This window comes from Bacillus sp. RC251, assembly GCF_044908765.1.
Classification (GTDB): domain Bacteria; phylum Bacillota; class Bacilli; order Bacillales; family Bacillaceae_G; genus Bacillus_A; species Bacillus_A wiedmannii.
Genome location: NZ_JBIYDP010000026.1, coordinates 1 through 14,851 on the forward strand (window position 1 = coordinate 1; position 14,851 = coordinate 14,851).

Annotated in this window: 16 protein-coding genes, 1 tRNA gene, 1 other RNA gene and 1 other annotated feature; of the genes, 14 read left to right on the plus strand and 4 right to left on the minus strand. The window is 37.0% G+C overall.

Features of this window, described 5'->3' with window-relative positions; translation table 11 throughout:
• Positions 1-93 precede the first annotated feature (93 nt).
• Positions 94-1,095 (minus strand): YaaC family protein, encoded by a 1,002-nt coding sequence (locus tag ABH961_RS29710; RefSeq protein ID WP_048543003.1) that lies wholly within the window; start codon positions 1,093-1,095, stop codon positions 94-96.
• 115 nt (positions 1,096-1,210) lie between these two features.
• Between ABH961_RS29710 and guaB the strand changes: the two genes are divergently transcribed.
• The 7 genes from guaB to ABH961_RS29745 all read left to right on the plus strand — a co-directional run bounded on the left by guaB (position 1,211) and on the right by ABH961_RS29745 (position 8,166).
• Positions 1,211-2,674, plus strand: coding sequence for an IMP dehydrogenase (gene guaB, locus ABH961_RS29715; RefSeq protein ID WP_000264076.1), 1,464 nt, complete (start codon positions 1,211-1,213; stop codon positions 2,672-2,674).
• Between the two features lie 113 nt (positions 2,675-2,787).
• Complete coding sequence (locus ABH961_RS29720; RefSeq protein ID WP_170957041.1) at positions 2,788-4,098, plus strand: D-alanyl-D-alanine carboxypeptidase family protein; 1,311 nt, start codon at positions 2,788-2,790, stop codon at positions 4,096-4,098.
• Positions 4,099-4,259: 161 nt separating this feature from the next.
• Complete coding sequence (pdxS, locus tag ABH961_RS29725; RefSeq protein WP_048543007.1) at positions 4,260-5,147, plus strand: pyridoxal 5'-phosphate synthase lyase subunit PdxS; 888 nt, start codon at positions 4,260-4,262, stop codon at positions 5,145-5,147.
• A gap of 18 nt (positions 5,148-5,165) precedes the next feature.
• Positions 5,166-5,756 carry a pyridoxal 5'-phosphate synthase glutaminase subunit PdxT gene (gene pdxT / locus ABH961_RS29730; protein ID WP_000238772.1) on the plus strand — a complete coding sequence of 197 codons (591 nt, stop codon included), beginning with the start codon at positions 5,166-5,168 and terminating at the stop codon, positions 5,754-5,756.
• A gap of 54 nt (positions 5,757-5,810) precedes the next feature.
• Positions 5,811-6,032, plus strand: a binding site (T-box leader).
• 51 nt (positions 6,033-6,083) lie between these two features.
• On the plus strand, positions 6,084-7,358 hold the full coding sequence (serS, locus tag ABH961_RS29735) for a serine--tRNA ligase (RefSeq protein WP_048543009.1): 1,275 nt from the start codon (positions 6,084-6,086) through the stop codon (positions 7,356-7,358).
• Between the two features lie 156 nt (positions 7,359-7,514).
• Positions 7,515-7,607 (plus strand) — tRNA-Ser (locus ABH961_RS29740).
• Between the two features lie 166 nt (positions 7,608-7,773).
• Complete coding sequence (locus tag ABH961_RS29745) at positions 7,774-8,166, plus strand: sigma factor-like helix-turn-helix DNA-binding protein (protein WP_000364198.1); 393 nt, start codon at positions 7,774-7,776, stop codon at positions 8,164-8,166.
• Positions 8,167-8,201: 35 nt separating this feature from the next.
• On the opposite strand, the gene ABH961_RS29750 is transcribed toward ABH961_RS29745, so the two are convergent.
• The 3 genes from ABH961_RS29750 to ABH961_RS29760 form a co-directional block, all read right to left on the minus strand.
• Positions 8,202-8,870, minus strand: coding sequence for a deoxynucleoside kinase (locus ABH961_RS29750; RefSeq protein WP_001053583.1), 669 nt, complete (start codon positions 8,868-8,870; stop codon positions 8,202-8,204).
• A 2-nt stretch (positions 8,871-8,872) separates the two neighbouring features.
• Complete coding sequence (locus tag ABH961_RS29755) at positions 8,873-9,508, minus strand: deoxynucleoside kinase (protein ID WP_000148207.1); 636 nt, start codon at positions 9,506-9,508, stop codon at positions 8,873-8,875.
• Between the two features lie 125 nt (positions 9,509-9,633).
• Positions 9,634-10,173: a cysteine hydrolase family protein gene (locus ABH961_RS29760; protein WP_000798743.1), complete on the minus strand. Its 540-nt coding sequence runs from the start codon at positions 10,171-10,173 to the stop codon at positions 9,634-9,636.
• A gap of 107 nt (positions 10,174-10,280) precedes the next feature.
• On the opposite strand from ABH961_RS29760, the gene tadA reads away from it, so the two are divergent.
• From tadA to ABH961_RS29795, 7 genes are all read left to right on the plus strand, one after another.
• The gene (gene tadA, locus ABH961_RS29765) at positions 10,281-10,781 is read left to right on the plus strand and encodes a tRNA adenosine(34) deaminase TadA (RefSeq protein WP_048543018.1); all 501 of its coding nucleotides are present in this window, start codon (positions 10,281-10,283) and stop codon (positions 10,779-10,781) included.
• A gap of 80 nt (positions 10,782-10,861) precedes the next feature.
• Positions 10,862-11,126: signal recognition particle sRNA large type (gene ffs / locus ABH961_RS29770), an RNA gene on the plus strand.
• A 132-nt stretch (positions 11,127-11,258) separates the two neighbouring features.
• The gene (gene dnaX, locus ABH961_RS29775) at positions 11,259-12,947 is read left to right on the plus strand and encodes a DNA polymerase III subunit gamma/tau (protein WP_098069404.1); all 1,689 of its coding nucleotides are present in this window, start codon (positions 11,259-11,261) and stop codon (positions 12,945-12,947) included.
• Between the two features lie 25 nt (positions 12,948-12,972).
• Entirely contained in the window at positions 12,973-13,299 is a 327-nt protein-coding gene (locus ABH961_RS29780) for a YbaB/EbfC family nucleoid-associated protein (RefSeq protein WP_170771173.1), read from the plus strand.
• Between the two features lie 14 nt (positions 13,300-13,313).
• Positions 13,314-13,910: a recombination protein RecR gene (recR, locus tag ABH961_RS29785; RefSeq protein ID WP_000559168.1), complete on the plus strand. Its 597-nt coding sequence runs from the start codon at positions 13,314-13,316 to the stop codon at positions 13,908-13,910.
• A 14-nt stretch (positions 13,911-13,924) separates the two neighbouring features.
• Positions 13,925-14,146 (plus strand): YaaL family protein, encoded by a 222-nt coding sequence (locus ABH961_RS29790; protein WP_000466020.1) that lies wholly within the window; start codon positions 13,925-13,927, stop codon positions 14,144-14,146.
• A 216-nt stretch (positions 14,147-14,362) separates the two neighbouring features.
• Positions 14,363-14,632: a pro-sigmaK processing inhibitor BofA family protein gene (locus ABH961_RS29795; RefSeq protein ID WP_001089486.1), complete on the plus strand. Its 270-nt coding sequence runs from the start codon at positions 14,363-14,365 to the stop codon at positions 14,630-14,632.
• Positions 14,633-14,851 lie beyond the last annotated feature (219 nt).

Here is a 14,851-nt window from a genome sequence, read left to right on the forward strand (position 1 = left end):
CTCTCTAGCGCCGATGGTAGTTGGGACCTTGTCCCTGTGAGAGTAGGACGTCGCCAAGCAACTAAAAACACAAGTCTTTTGACTTGTGTTTTTTTATTTCCCATGAAATAGGCTCGGTTCTGTTAGTAAAAAAGACGAAATATAGTAAGGGATTTTTTGAGCAGAAATAGTAAGAAATTGATAAATAAATGGATAATCTTCAGAGCCATAGCTCCCAAGTAAATCATACCACCAATCTGTTTCGTATCTAGAAATCATACTTAAATTGTAGAGCAATAAATAATGAACAAGAAGTTCAGGTAATACTGGTTTAGGATTTCTCGGGTCAATTGGAATTGGTAAGTAATAAGTATCAGCAAGATATTCGTAGTATAAAGGCGTACTATATATAGGGTTCCACGACTGGATAGGAGCTGTAAAAAGCAGATTCGATCCGCTCGTTTTCCCAGGAACATGTTGTATGGATAAATGCTTACAAGTTGATTCAATGTAACGTGAAAATCTTTCTGTAGTCATATGAAGTCGATCTAGTATGTTGGCCGAAAAGGAAAGTTCATTTGTATTTGTTGAATCGATTTTATATAAAGTGGCCCCTCTTTGACTATAGCGAAATAAATTTTGTAATTCAGGAATATTTCCCATTAGATCTAGCATGTTAAACTTCTCTGCTTCTAAGTGTTTCATGTGAAACAGCTGTTCTGCAATATGAGTAAATAATCCATTTTTTTGCACCTTCACCTCATCTTCTAAAAATTGATACCCCTGTTTTTTTCGTTTACGAGTCGTAACACCATGAGCTAAAACAGTAGTGGATTCTGGATAGTTAGGATCAATAGTTAGTAAGCAGGCTTTAAAAAGTTGACTCATTCCATAAAACAATAACATTGGCTGAATCGAAAAGGGGGCCACCTTATATAATTCATAATAGTTTTTCCCGTGTTCTAAGTAATAAATAAAGGGATAACAATTTTCGAAACTTTTTTTTTCAGCATCTTGTATGGAGGATTTTTCATAGCAACGGGCAAGATAACGTTGTACATTTTGAGATGAAAAGAAGAAACTTAATTGCTGCCAAGTACAATGTGTTTGATGCATATATTACGCTCCTTTTATTGTCTAAAAATTCTAACATATATATACGTCCTTGACAGTATTTTAACCAATTGATAAGCTACTAATAATAATTTCTGGTATCATGGGGGGAACAATTATGTGGGAATCTAAATTTGTTAAAGAAGGTTTGACTTTTGATGACGTATTACTTGTACCAGCAAAGTCAGATGTACTACCAAGAGAAGTAAGTGTTAAAACAGTTTTATCTGAAAGCTTACAGTTAAATATCCCGTTAATTAGTGCAGGAATGGATACAGTAACAGAAGCTGATATGGCTATTGCAATGGCTCGTCAAGGCGGTTTAGGAATTATTCATAAAAACATGTCTATTGAACAACAAGCGGAGCAAGTTGATAAAGTAAAACGTTCTGAAAGTGGCGTTATTTCAGATCCTTTCTTTTTAACTCCAGAACATCAAGTGTATGATGCAGAGCACCTTATGGGAAAATACCGTATCTCAGGTGTACCGGTTGTAAATAATTTAGACGAGCGAAAATTAGTTGGTATTATTACAAACCGTGATATGCGTTTTATCCAAGACTACTCAATCAAAATTTCCGACGTAATGACAAAAGAAAAGCTAATTACAGCCCCAGTTGGTACAACGCTGGAAGAAGCTGAAAAGATCCTACAAAAGTACAAAATTGAAAAACTCCCTCTCGTTGATAACAACGGTGTATTACAAGGGCTTATTACAATAAAAGATATTGAAAAAGTAATTGAATTCCCAAATTCTGCGAAGGATAAGCAAGGACGCTTATTAGTTGGAGCAGCGGTTGGTGTAACGGCTGATGCTATGCTTCGTATCGACGCATTAGTAAAAGCTAGCGTAGATGCAATCGTACTTGATACAGCTCATGGACATTCTCAAGGTGTTATTGATAAAGTGAAAGAAGTTCGTGCGAAATATCCATCACTAAATATTATCGCTGGAAATGTTGCTACTGCTGAAGCAACGAAAGCATTAATTGAAGCAGGTGCAAACGTAGTTAAAGTTGGTATTGGACCAGGCTCTATTTGTACGACACGCGTTGTAGCTGGCGTGGGTGTACCACAATTAACAGCAGTTTATGATTGTGCAACAGAAGCTCGTAAACACGGTATTCCAGTTATTGCTGATGGTGGTGTTAAGTACTCTGGTGACATGGTAAAAGCTTTAGCAGCGGGAGCACACGTTGTTATGCTAGGTAGTATGTTTGCTGGTGTTGCTGAAAGCCCTGGAGAAACTGAAATTTATCAAGGTCGTCAATTCAAAGTATATCGTGGTATGGGTTCTGTCGGAGCGATGGAAAAAGGAAGTAAAGACCGTTACTTCCAAGAAGGAAATAAAAAACTTGTTCCAGAAGGTATTGAAGGTCGAGTACCATATAAAGGACCTTTAGCCGATACAGTTCATCAATTAGTTGGTGGATTACGTGCCGGTATGGGATATTGCGGAGCTCAGAATTTAGAATTCTTACGTGAGAATGCACAATTCATTCGTATGTCAGGTGCTGGTTTACGTGAAAGCCACCCTCATCACGTACAAATTACAAAAGAGGCTCCAAACTACTCATTGTAATGTCTTATATAAAAATAGACGGAGATTTGATATCTCTGTCTATTTTTTTTTGATTATGTTAGAATAACGGTTATGTGAGTACATAGATATTGGGGGTAGCAAAAGTGAAAGGTATGTTTTGCAAAAGATTCATTGCTTTAGTAACAATGCTTACACTAGCTTGTAGTATGTTGTTACCATATAGCAATGCATCAGCAGAAACAGGAGCTGCTTTAAACATTGAAGCAGGTGCAGCAATTTTAGTTGAAGCGAATTCTGGGAAAATTTTATATCAAAAGAATGCAGATGAATTATTATCAATTGCTAGTATGACAAAAATGATGAGTGAGTATTTAGTGAACGAGGCTGTTGCGAAAGGGAAACTAAAGTGGGACCAAAAAGTTAAGGTTTCTGAATATGCGTATAAAATTTCGCAAGATCGTTCATTATCGAATGTGCCGCTACGAAACGGTGATTCTTATACAGTAAAAGAGTTATATGAGGCAATGGCAATTTATTCTGCTAATGGTGCAACGATAGCTTTAGCTGAAGCAGTTGCTGGAAAAGAAGTAGACTTTGTAAAAATGATGAACGATAAGTCGAAAGAGCTTGGATTAAAAACTTACAAGTTTGTAAATTCTACTGGCTTAACAAACAAAGATTTAAAAGGACAGCATCCTGAAGGAACAACTCCGGATGAAGAAAATAAAATGGCTGCGAGAGATGTAGCAATTTTAGCACAACGCCTTATCCAAGATTTCCCTAAAACATTAGATACAGCTAAAATTTCAAAAAAGACGTTCCGTGAAGGTACTACGGATCGAATTGACATGATTAACTGGAACTGGATGTTACCAGGTTTATCTAAGGTATATGCGGGTGTAGATGGCCTGAAAACAGGTTCAACTCCAGAAGCAGGGGATTGCTTCACTGGTACAATTGAAAAAGATGGTATGCGTTTTATTTCTGTAGTTATTAAAACGAAGTCTCGTGATGCACGCTTTGATGAGACAAAGAAACTATATGATTATGGATTTGCTAATTTTGAAATGAAGAAACTATATAAAAAAGATTCTTCAGTAAAAGGACAAGAAACAGTACGAGTAGAAAATGCTAAAGATAAAGATGTAGCAGTTCAAACAAAACAAGCTGTTTCACTTCCAGTGCCAAAAGGAAGTAAAGATGTTTATAAAACAGAATTAAAAGAAGCAAATAAGGGACAAGAAGCACCTATTAAAAAGGGAGCTGCACTTGGCCAAATGGTAATCACACCAAAAGATGCGAATGATCCTGGATTTTTATCCGGTAAGTCATTACAAATAGATCTTGTAACAAAGTCTGCAGTAGAGGAAGCGAATTGGTTTACTCGCTCTATGCGCGGAATTGGTTCTTTCTTTAGTGGTATATGGAATAGTGCCGTTGATACAGTAAAAGGTTGGTTTTAAAAGCTCCTCATTGTAGGGGCTTTTTCTTATTCCTATTTTTCATACCGACTTTATGAAAAAGTAGTAGACAAGCATCTGATAGTTAGTGGTAGAATGTAAGAGTATTCTTAATTTTCGCCTTTAACGGGGAAAAGCAATTCACCTAGGGGGGTTTTTGTAACATGACAAATGTAACAGGGACAGAACGTGTAAAACGTGGAATGGCAGAAATGCAAAAAGGCGGCGTTATTATGGACGTAATTAACGCTGAACAAGCAAAAATTGCAGAAGAGGCAGGCGCAGTTGCTGTTATGGCACTAGAGCGTGTACCAGCAGATATTCGTGCAGCAGGTGGCGTTTCTCGTATGGCAGACCCAACAATCGTTGAAGAAGTTATGGGCGCTGTTTCAATTCCGGTTATGGCAAAATGCCGTATCGGTCATCTTGTAGAAGCACGTGTATTAGAATCATTAGGGGTAGACTATATCGATGAGAGTGAAGTATTAACTCCTGCTGATGAAGTATACCATTTAAATAAACGTGATTACACAGTTCCGTTTGTATGTGGTTGCCGTGATATCGGAGAAGCTGCACGTCGTATTGCAGAAGGTGCATCTATGCTTCGTACAAAAGGTGAACCAGGAACAGGAAACATTGTAGAGGCAGTGCGTCATATGCGCCAAGTCAATGCAGAAATCCGTCAAGTTGCAACTCTACGTGAAGATGAGTTAATGACATATGCAAAAAATACTGGTGCTCCTTATGAAGTACTACTTGAAATTAAACGCCTTGGTCGTTTGCCAGTTGTAAACTTCGCAGCAGGTGGTGTAGCAACACCAGCAGATGCAGCGTTAATGATGCAACTTGGTGCAGATGGTGTATTTGTTGGATCTGGTATCTTCAAATCAGAGAATCCAGAGAAATTTGCACGCGCAATCGTTGAAGCGACGACTCATTATGAGGATTACGAACTAATTGCAAGCCTTTCTAAAGGATTAGGTAATGCGATGAAAGGTATCGAAATTTCAACGTTATTACCAGAACAACGTATGCAAGAGCGTGGATGGTAATTGAAGGAGAACTTTAAAATGGTGAAAATCGGTGTACTAGGTCTTCAAGGTGCAGTTCGTGAGCATATAAAATCAGTTGAAGCAAGTGGTGCGGAAGCTGTTGTTGTAAAGCGTATAGAGCAACTTGAAGAGATTGATGGTCTTATTTTACCAGGCGGTGAAAGTACAACAATGCGCCGTCTTATTGATAAGTATGCTTTCATGGAACCACTTCGTACATTCGCGAAGTCTGGTAAACCAATGTTTGGTACGTGTGCAGGTATGATTCTTCTTGCAAAAACACTTATTGGCTATGAAGAAGCACATATTGGTGCTATGGATATTACAGTAGAGCGCAATGCGTTCGGACGCCAAAAAGATAGCTTTGAAGCCGCACTGTCAATTAAAGGTGTAGGAGAAGAATTTATTGGTGTATTTATTCGTGCTCCGTATGTTGTAAATGTAGCTGATGATGTTGAAGTACTTTCCACACATGGTGATCGAATGGTAGCAGTAAAACAAAATCAGTTTTTAGCTGCTTCATTCCATCCAGAATTAACGGATGATCATCGTGTGACAGCATACTTTGTAGAAATGGTAAAAGAAGCGAAAATGAAAAAAGTTGTATAAGTAACTTGCAACTTGTATAAGATTATAGTAAATTGATGGTAACAATTTTATAAAATAAGCGTGTTGATAGGAAGTAGTAACAAATGCCGTTTCTTATAGAGAGTCGATGGTTGGTGGAAATCGATAGAAACAGTTTGTGAATCCATCCTGGAATGGAATGTGGAATATCTTTATGATTAGTAAACATTCCCGGTGAAGAGCCGTTATTTCTACTTGAGAGGAAAGCGGTAATGCTTTCAACTAGGGTGGCAACGCGGGTTAACTCCCGTCCCTTTATATAGGGACGGGAGTTTTTTGTGTTTTATAAAATAAAAGGAGGAGTATATAATGCTTGATATTAAATTTTTACGTACAAATTTTGAAGAAGTAAAAGCAAAGTTACAGCATAGAGGCGAAGATTTAACTGATTTTGGTCGTTTTGAAGAGCTGGATACGAGAAGAAGAGAATTACTTGTTCAAACAGAGGAATTAAAAAGTAAACGTAACGAAGTATCTCAACAAATCTCTGTATTGAAGCGTGAAAAGAAAGATGCAGAAGCTCTAATTCTAGAAATGCGTGAAGTTGGAGAAAAAGTAAAAGATCTTGATAATGAACTTCGTACAGTTGAAGAAGATTTAGAAAGATTAATGTTATCTATTCCAAATATACCTCATGAATCTGCTCCAATTGGTGAAACAGAGGATGATAATGTAGTAGCACGTAATTGGGGAGAAGTGAAAGAATTTGCTTTTGAACCAAAACCACATTGGGATCTTGCTACAGATTTAGGAATTTTAGATTTTGAGCGTGCTGGGAAGGTAACAGGAAGCCGCTTCGTATTCTATAAAGGTGCTGGCGCGAGATTAGAGCGTGCTTTAATTAGCTTTATGCTTGATCTTCATACTGACGAGCATGGATACGAAGAAGTATTACCTCCGTATATGGTAAACCGTGCAAGTATGACAGGAACAGGACAACTTCCGAAATTTGAAGAAGATGCATTCCGTATTGAAAGTGAAGATTATTTCTTAATTCCAACAGCTGAAGTACCTGTAACGAACATGCACCGTGATGAAATCTTAAATAAAGAGCAACTGCCTATACGATATGCTGCATTTAGCTCTTGTTTCCGTTCTGAAGCAGGTTCAGCTGGCCGTGATACACGTGGCTTAATTCGTCAGCATCAGTTCAATAAAGTAGAGCTTGTAAAATTCGTAAAACCAGAAGATTCTTATGAAGAGTTAGAAAAACTAACAAATGATGCAGAACGCGTGTTACAATTATTAGAGTTGCCATATCGCGTTATGAGCATGTGCACAGGCGATTTAGGATTTACAGCAGCGAAGAAATACGATATCGAAGTATGGATTCCAAGCTATGGCACATATCGTGAGATTTCTTCTTGTAGTAATTTTGAGGCTTTCCAAGCGAGACGTGCAAATATCCGTTTCCGTCGTGAGCCAAACGGCAAACCAGAACATGTTCATACATTAAATGGATCTGGTCTTGCAATTGGACGTACGGTGGCAGCTATTTTAGAGAACTACCAACAAGAAGATGGTACAATTATAATTCCAGAAGTTCTTCGCCCTTATATGGGAGGAAAAACAGTTATTAAGTAAATTTATAAACATTCATCGGTATGAGTGATTGGTAATTATGAGCGTTGTCAGTACTATAATGTAGGAGAGGGAAAGTAAAATTTTCCTTTCCTCATAATTTATTTTAGTAGGGTTGACTAACTGTTTTTCTTTTGATATTATATTTGATGTCAATATGGAGGTATACCCAAGTCTGGCTGAAGGGATCGGTCTTGAAAACCGACAGGCGGCGAGAGTCGCGCGGGGGTTCGAATCCCTCTACCTCCTCCAGATATAATTGACAACAGCGCATATAAGTGGAGATTGGAGAACTCGTTACCAACACGTAACGAGTTTTTATTTTAAAACCAATCATAAAGTATGGTGTAAGGCGATTTTGTCCTTATTACACACTCATATTCCGATGATTATCTTCATAGATATGAAAGGAGTCAACATGGATCTTATTATACAAACGTTTCCTTTAGATGGAAAAACTTTATATTATGTACAATGTCCTGTCTGTAAGAACAATAGAATTTTAAACAGTGGTGCAAATGTGTCACGCATTATAAGTGATGATACATTCCGTAAACTTTGTGGTTGCACTTGTGATGTAAAGCAAACTGCGACAAAAGTAGAGGCGCCAAAAAAAGTTGAAAAAGCAGCTGTAAAGAAAGAAGCAGCTCCAAAACGTACAGGTAAAGTATTAACAGCAGTGATTAACGGGAAAGAAATGACTGTTAAAGAGATTGCTGAAACATACGATATTAGTACAAGTACTGTTCGTCAGCGTATTAACGCTGGAAAACCTGAGAGTGAAATTATTGCTCCGACAAAAAAGAAGTAATTTAATAGAAAAACCCGTGCGTATGCACGGGTTTTTTATTTTACAAGTTTGCGTGTTTGTTTTAAAAAATGGCCAATTTTTTTAATGATTGGTTCAATTGAATCACCATCTTTTAAAATATCGTATTCATTAATGTTTAATCGTAAAACAGGGCATGCATTAAAGTTATTAATCCAGTTTTCGTAACGGCCATGCATCTCTTTCCAATACTCAATTGGTGTTTGTTGTTCCATCGGACGTCCGCGTTCTTGGATACGATCAACAATATCATCGAAAGAACCTTCTAAGTAAATTAATAAATCAGGATGAGGGAAGTAAGGAGTCATGACCATAGCGTCAAATAAACCTTTGTATGTTTCATAATCAGTTTCCGTCATTGTACCTTTTTCATGATGCATCTTTGCAAAAATTCCAGTGTCTTCATATATAGAGCGATCTTGAACAAAACCGCCACCGTATTCAAAAATTCTTTTTTGTTCTTTAAATCGTTCTGCTAAAAAGTACACTTGCAAGTGGAAGCTCCAGCGTGTGAAATCAGCATAGAACTTGTCCAAATACGGGTTCGAATCTACCTTTTCAAATGATGTGCGATAACCTAAAGCGTTAGCTAATGCAGTTGTCATAGTTGATTTTCCGACACCTACTGTTCCAGCAATAGTGATTACTGCGTCATTTGGTATATCATATTTTTGCCTTAAATTCATTGTTATTCCGACTCCTTTAAGAGAGTATTTTGAAGGGCGGATAGGATGACGTTTAAATCATCAGGATTTTTTACAAAATCCATATCGTCTCCGTTAAATTTTAATACTGGGATATCTGGATGATCTTTTTTAAAAGTATCCATTGCTGTTTCGTAATCTTTTGTGAGCTGTAGTAAGTAATTTGGATCCATGTTTTTTTCGAATTCTCTTCCGCGCATCGCAATTCGTGTTTGTAATGTTTCCAAGCTAGCTGTTAAATAAACGATAACGTTTGGTACAGGCATATCTTGTGTAAGTATACGATAGATTTGCATGTACTTGTCATATTGAGAATTCTTTAATGTACGGGATGCGAAAATTAAATTTTTAAATATATGATAATCCGCTACTACTGGTTTCCTTTGATTCAAATACTTTATGTTAATATCTTCTAATTGTTTGTATCTATTACAAAGAAAGAACATCTCTGTTTGAAAACTCCATTCGTCGATGTCTTCATAGAATTTTCCTAAAAAAGGATTCTCATCAACAATTTCTTTTAGTAAGTGGAGTTGCATGTGAGTTGAAATTGCCTTCGCAAGTGAGGTTTTTCCAACACCAATTGGTCCTTCAACCGTGATAAATGGTACTCCGGTCACGCTGTTTCCTCCTTTCAATCAGTGATTTACCGTGACTACTAAAAACACAAAACAGAATTATTGTAGCACAGGAGGGAAGCGAGCGGGTTAATTTGATATAAAAAGTTAGAAAATAAATATATGTATTAATTAATTTTTATTTGAGATGACGGTACTATATTTGCTTTTAATGTGGCTTCCATTATTTTTAAAGCATGCAGATTATCCTGATCATGATTAGAGGCAATACAGTCCTGTGGTACATACAGTGTATAATTTCTCATATGAGCATCGTTAGCTGTAAAGAGGATACATATATTCCCGGCGACTCCTGTCAATATTAGATTTTCTATTTTTAAATAGCCTAATAAAGAATTTAAAGGTGTTTCATAAAAAGCAGAGTAATGTGGTTTAATAAAAATGTAATCATCAGTATTTGGAGCAATCTTATGAATGATATTTTCACTATACTCATTTGTACAATGAGTAATTAGTTGGTCAATATCAGATCTCCAAAGTTGATAATGGTCATTAACATAAATTATGGGGTAGCCAAAGGATTTCATTGTTTTCTTTAATTGTAAAATAGGGTTTGTTATAATTTCGCATTTTTTGGCTAGGGTGGGCCCGTGTGAAAATTGAAAATCATTAATCATATCGATAATGAGTAAGGCAGTATTCTTCATATGTAATCCCCTCTCTTTTTTATTAGGGTGGATTGAATTTGTAAAAGTTATCCCATGTGTAGTAAATGGAAAAAAGTGTATTTCATTTGAAGTGAAAGGACTATGGTATGGAACACGATCAAGATATTTATTTTATGCAGTTAGCAATAGAAGAGGCTAAAAAAGCAGAGGCAATACAAGAAGTACCGATTGGTGCAGTTATAGTGTTAGATGGTGAAGTAATTAGTGTTGCTCATAATTTAAGAGAAACTGAACAAAGATCAATAGCCCACGCTGAGTTATTAGCTATTGATGAGGCGTGCAAAAAATTAAGGACATGGCGTTTAGAAGATGCGACGTTATATGTAACATTAGAGCCTTGTCCGATGTGTGCGGGTGGAATTGTTTTATCACGAGTGAAGCGAGTTGTATATGGTGCAAGTGATCCGAAAGGTGGATGTGCAGGGACTTTGATGAATCTTTTAACGGATGAACGCTTTAATCATCAATGCGAGGTAGTTGCTGGTGTATTAGAAGAAGAATGCGGTACTTTGTTAACAAACTTTTTTAGAGAGCTTCGTAAAAAAAGAAAAGCGATAAAAAAATTAGAGAAAAGTAACGAGAATTAACGTATTTGCATTTTGTAAAAAAACAAGTTATACTGATAATGCCTTTTAATGAAGGCAACCGAATATTGGTTTTAACTTTGCCGTGCTAAGCGGGGAGGTAGCGGTGCCCTATACTCGCAATCCGCTCTAGCGAGGCCGAATCCCTTCTCGAGGTTATGCTGCTGTAAGGTCTGCCTTAAGTAAGTGGTGTTGACGTTTGGGTCCTGCGCAACGGGACCCCGTGAACCTTGTCAGGTCCGGAAGGAAGCAGCAATAAGCGGGTCTTCTCGTGTGCCGCAGGAGTGCCTGAACCGAGCTAACTGCTTGAGTAACGCTTATGGTACGTAATCGACAGAAGGTGCACGGCAGTTATATATGTATACAAAACTCACCTTAATACTAAGGTGGGTTTTTTGTATAGAAAATAACTTTTGGAATCTATAAACAGAATGGGTTATAATAAATAAGATAATAACCTTTGAGGGAGGCCGTATTTTCGTGTCATACCAAGCGTTATACCGAACATGGAGACCGCAAAAATTTGAAGATGTAGTTGGTCAAAAGCACGTGACAAAAACGTTGCAAAATGCCCTTCTTCAAGAGAAAGTTTCACATGCTTATTTATTTTCTGGGCCGAGGGGAACAGGAAAAACGACAATTGCAAAAGTATTTGCAAAAGCAATCAACTGTGAACATGCTCCGGTAGCTGAACCTTGTAATGAATGTCCTTCTTGTTTGGGGATTACACAAGGATCTATTTCAGATGTATTAGAAATTGATGCGGCTTCAAATAACGGTGTAGATGAAATTCGAGATATTAGAGATAAAGTAAAATATGCTCCAAGTGCTGTAGAATATAAAGTATACATTATTGATGAAGTCCACATGCTTTCTATGGGTGCCTTCAATGCGCTTTTAAAAACGTTAGAAGAGCCGCCAGGACACGTCATCTTTATTTTGGCGACAACAGAACCGCATAAGATTCCGCCTACAATCATTTCACGTTGCCAGCGTTTTGAATTTCGAAAAATATCAGTAAATGATATTGTTGAGAGATTATCGACGGTTGTGACGAATGAAGGTACGCAAGTAGAAGATGAGGCGTTACAAATTGTTGCACGTGCGGCTGAAGGTGGTATGCGTGATGCGCTTAGTCTTATTGATCAGGCAATATCTTATAGTGATGAGACAGTTACGACAGAAGATGTATTAGCTGTGACAGGTTCTGTTTCCCAGCAATACTTAGGTAACTTAGTAGAATGTATACGTGAAAATGATGTATCAAGAGCATTACGTATCATAGATGAGATGATGGGTAAAGGGAAAGATCCAGTTCGTTTTATGGAGGATTTCATTTACTATTATCGCGATATGCTTTTATATCAAACCTCATCACAACTGGAACATATGTTGGAACGAGTAATGGTAGATGAGCAATTCCGGATGTTAAGTGAAGAAATGCAACCGGAAGTAATCTATGAAATCATTCATACGCTTAGTAAGGGACAACAGGAAATGAAGTGGACAAATCATCCGCGAATTTTCTTAGAAGTTGTTATGGTACAACTGTGTCAACAGTTTATGATGCAAGCGAACGGTGCAGATCGTTTACAAGCAATTATGAACAGGATGCAGCAATTGGAGAAAGAGTTAGAACAAGTCAAAAAGAATGGTGTGCCGGCTGGTGTGCAGCAAGAAGTCAGAGAGACACGTGCAACACCAAAGCCAGTGCGTACAGGTAGTATGAAAATTCCTGTTGGACGCGTAAATGAAGTGTTAAAGCAAGCAAAGCGTCAGGATTTAGAACAATTAAAAGCTGTGTGGGGTGAGTTGTTAGGAAGACTCAAATCATTCAACAAAGTAGCGTTTGCTGTTTTATTAGAAAATAGCGAACCGGTAGCGGCTTCGGATGATACTTACGTTTTAGCGTTTCAATATGAGATTCACTGTAAAATGGCAAGCGAAAACCGAGAAGCTATGGATACAGTGGAACAAGCCTTATTTGAACTGTTAAGTAAAAGATTAAATATGATTGCCATTCCAAAAAGTGAATGGGGTAAAATCCGTGAAGATTTTTTACAGCGTGAAGGCGAGAATTCTGAAGAAAGCCCAGAGAAAAAAGAAGATCCTCTTATAGAAGAGGCAGTAAAATTAGTAGGACAAGAACTTATTGAAATAAAAGAGTAATAATAATTAGGAGGAATTAATTATGATGCGTGGCGGAATGGGAAATATGAATAATATGATGAAGCAAATGCAAAAGATGCAAAAAGATATGGCAAAAGCGCAAGAAGAACTTGGCGAAAAAACAGTTGAAGGTACAGCTGGCGGCGGTATGGTCACAGTTATTGCAAATGGTCATAAGCAAATTCTTGAAGTGAAAGTTAAAGAAGAAGTAGTAGATCCAGAAGATATCGAAATGTTACAAGACTTAGTGTTAGCTGCAACGAATGATGCACTTAAAAAAGCTGATGAACTTTCAAACTCTACAATGGGTAAATTTACAAAAGGCTTAAACTTACCAGGTGGAATGTTCTAGGAGGATACTGATATATGCATTATCCAGAACCGATATCGAAATTAATTGATAGTTTTATGAAGTTGCCAGGAATCGGACCGAAAACAGCGGTTCGATTGGCATTTTTCGTATTAGATATGAAAGAAGATGATGTGTTAGGTTTTGCAAAAGCACTTGTGAATGCGAAGCGAGATTTAGCGTATTGTTCTGTATGCGGACATATTACTGACCGCGATCCTTGTTATATTTGTAATGATTCGCATCGAGATCAGTCGATTGTTTGTGTTGTGCAGGAACCGAAAGATGTAATCGCAATGGAAAAGATGAAAGAGTATCAAGGTGTATATCATGTGTTACGTGGTGCGATTTCTCCAATGGAGGGAATTGGACCGGAAGACATTAATATCCCGCAACTTTTAAAGCGACTGCATGATGAAACGGTACAAGAAGTGATACTAGCAACAAACCCTAATATTGAAGGGGAAGCTACAGCGATGTATATATCCCGCCTCTTAAAGCCGACAGGTATTAAAGTAACTCGTATTGCACATGGTCTGCCAGTTGGTGGAGATTTAGAATATGCAGATGAAGTGACACTGTCGAAAGCGTTAGAAGGTCGTAGAGAAGTATAAGAGGAGAAACAAAAATGTTCTTTCAAAAAAAGGGTAAATTGCGTAAAGAGTATGATGATAAGCTAATTGTACTATTAGAAAAAGTGAAGAATGAATGGTTACGTCAGAAGAGAATGGTTGAACAAAGTGTGGAACCATCTCAAGATGTACTTTGTTCTTTGAAAATAGCAGAGGCGAAATATTTCTTCTTGTTAAAAGAAGCAAAACGTCGTCCTGTAAAAATGGAACAATGGTAAAAGGTTCTGCTGAAAAAGCAGAACCTTTTATTTTATTTATTAAATATTTAGTGGTTACTTCGTTTGGAAAGAAAGATTAATGGTTTTTATGAAGAAAGTGTTGCCGAATGAAGATTAACAAGATAAAACAACTGGAGTTGTAGGGTAAATGTTCTTTTTTATCGCCTTGTCCCATACAAATAAATATGTATAGATAACTTTCATAAGGAGGAAAAAATGAATTCTACAGTTGTTATTGTCGGTATTCTTACTTTAGTTTTTATCTTTCTTGTTTTTGGTGTTTCTTCTAAGCCGTTACGTTTTATAGGAAAAGCGCTCTTTCATGTTACTTTAGGGATAGCATTACTCTTTATCGTAAATGTTGTAGGAACATATTTTGATTTTCATATTCCAATTAACTTGGGAACCGCAACAATCACAAGTATATTAGGCCTACCTGGTGTTGCTGCTTTAGTGGTTATTAAGCTTTATATCATGCCAAGATAAAATTATTTTGGCATTTTTTTAAAAAGTGTTGACGAACAAATGATTAATATGGTAAATTAATAAGCGTCGTCAGGAACGAAAGAAAAAAGTTGTTGACAGATTTAACGCAAAATGTTAAATTATAAAAGTCGCTGAAACGCGATGTTGAACTTTGAAAACTAAACGAAACAAACAACGTGAAACGTCAATTTTTATTTTTAGATGCTAGACAAACTAACT

Coding starts and splice junctions, on each gene's coding strand:
- ABH961_RS29780 (WP_170771173.1), top strand. CDS start 12,973: ATGCGTGGCGGAATGGGAAATATGAATAATATGATGAAGCAAATGCAA.
- ABH961_RS29720 (WP_170957041.1), top strand. CDS start 2,788: ATGTTTTGCAAAAGATTCATTGCTTTAGTAACAATGCTTACACTAGCT.
- recR (WP_000559168.1), top strand. CDS start 13,314: ATGCATTATCCAGAACCGATATCGAAATTAATTGATAGTTTTATGAAG.
- pdxT (WP_000238772.1), top strand. CDS start 5,166: ATGGTGAAAATCGGTGTACTAGGTCTTCAAGGTGCAGTTCGTGAGCAT.
- ABH961_RS29750 (WP_001053583.1), bottom strand. CDS start 8,870: ATGAATTTAAGGCAAAAATATGATATACCAAATGACGCAGTAATCACT.
- serS (WP_048543009.1), top strand. CDS start 6,084: ATGCTTGATATTAAATTTTTACGTACAAATTTTGAAGAAGTAAAAGCA.
- guaB (WP_000264076.1), top strand. CDS start 1,211: ATGTGGGAATCTAAATTTGTTAAAGAAGGTTTGACTTTTGATGACGTA.
- pdxS (WP_048543007.1), top strand. CDS start 4,260: ATGACAAATGTAACAGGGACAGAACGTGTAAAACGTGGAATGGCAGAA.
- ABH961_RS29760 (WP_000798743.1), bottom strand. CDS start 10,173: ATGAAGAATACTGCCTTACTCATTATCGATATGATTAATGATTTTCAA.
- ABH961_RS29795 (WP_001089486.1), top strand. CDS start 14,363: ATGAATTCTACAGTTGTTATTGTCGGTATTCTTACTTTAGTTTTTATC.
- ABH961_RS29790 (WP_000466020.1), top strand. CDS start 13,925: ATGTTCTTTCAAAAAAAGGGTAAATTGCGTAAAGAGTATGATGATAAG.
- ABH961_RS29710 (WP_048543003.1), bottom strand. CDS start 1,095: ATGCATCAAACACATTGTACTTGGCAGCAATTAAGTTTCTTCTTTTCA.
- tadA (WP_048543018.1), top strand. CDS start 10,281: ATGGAACACGATCAAGATATTTATTTTATGCAGTTAGCAATAGAAGAG.
- ABH961_RS29745 (WP_000364198.1), top strand. CDS start 7,774: ATGGATCTTATTATACAAACGTTTCCTTTAGATGGAAAAACTTTATAT.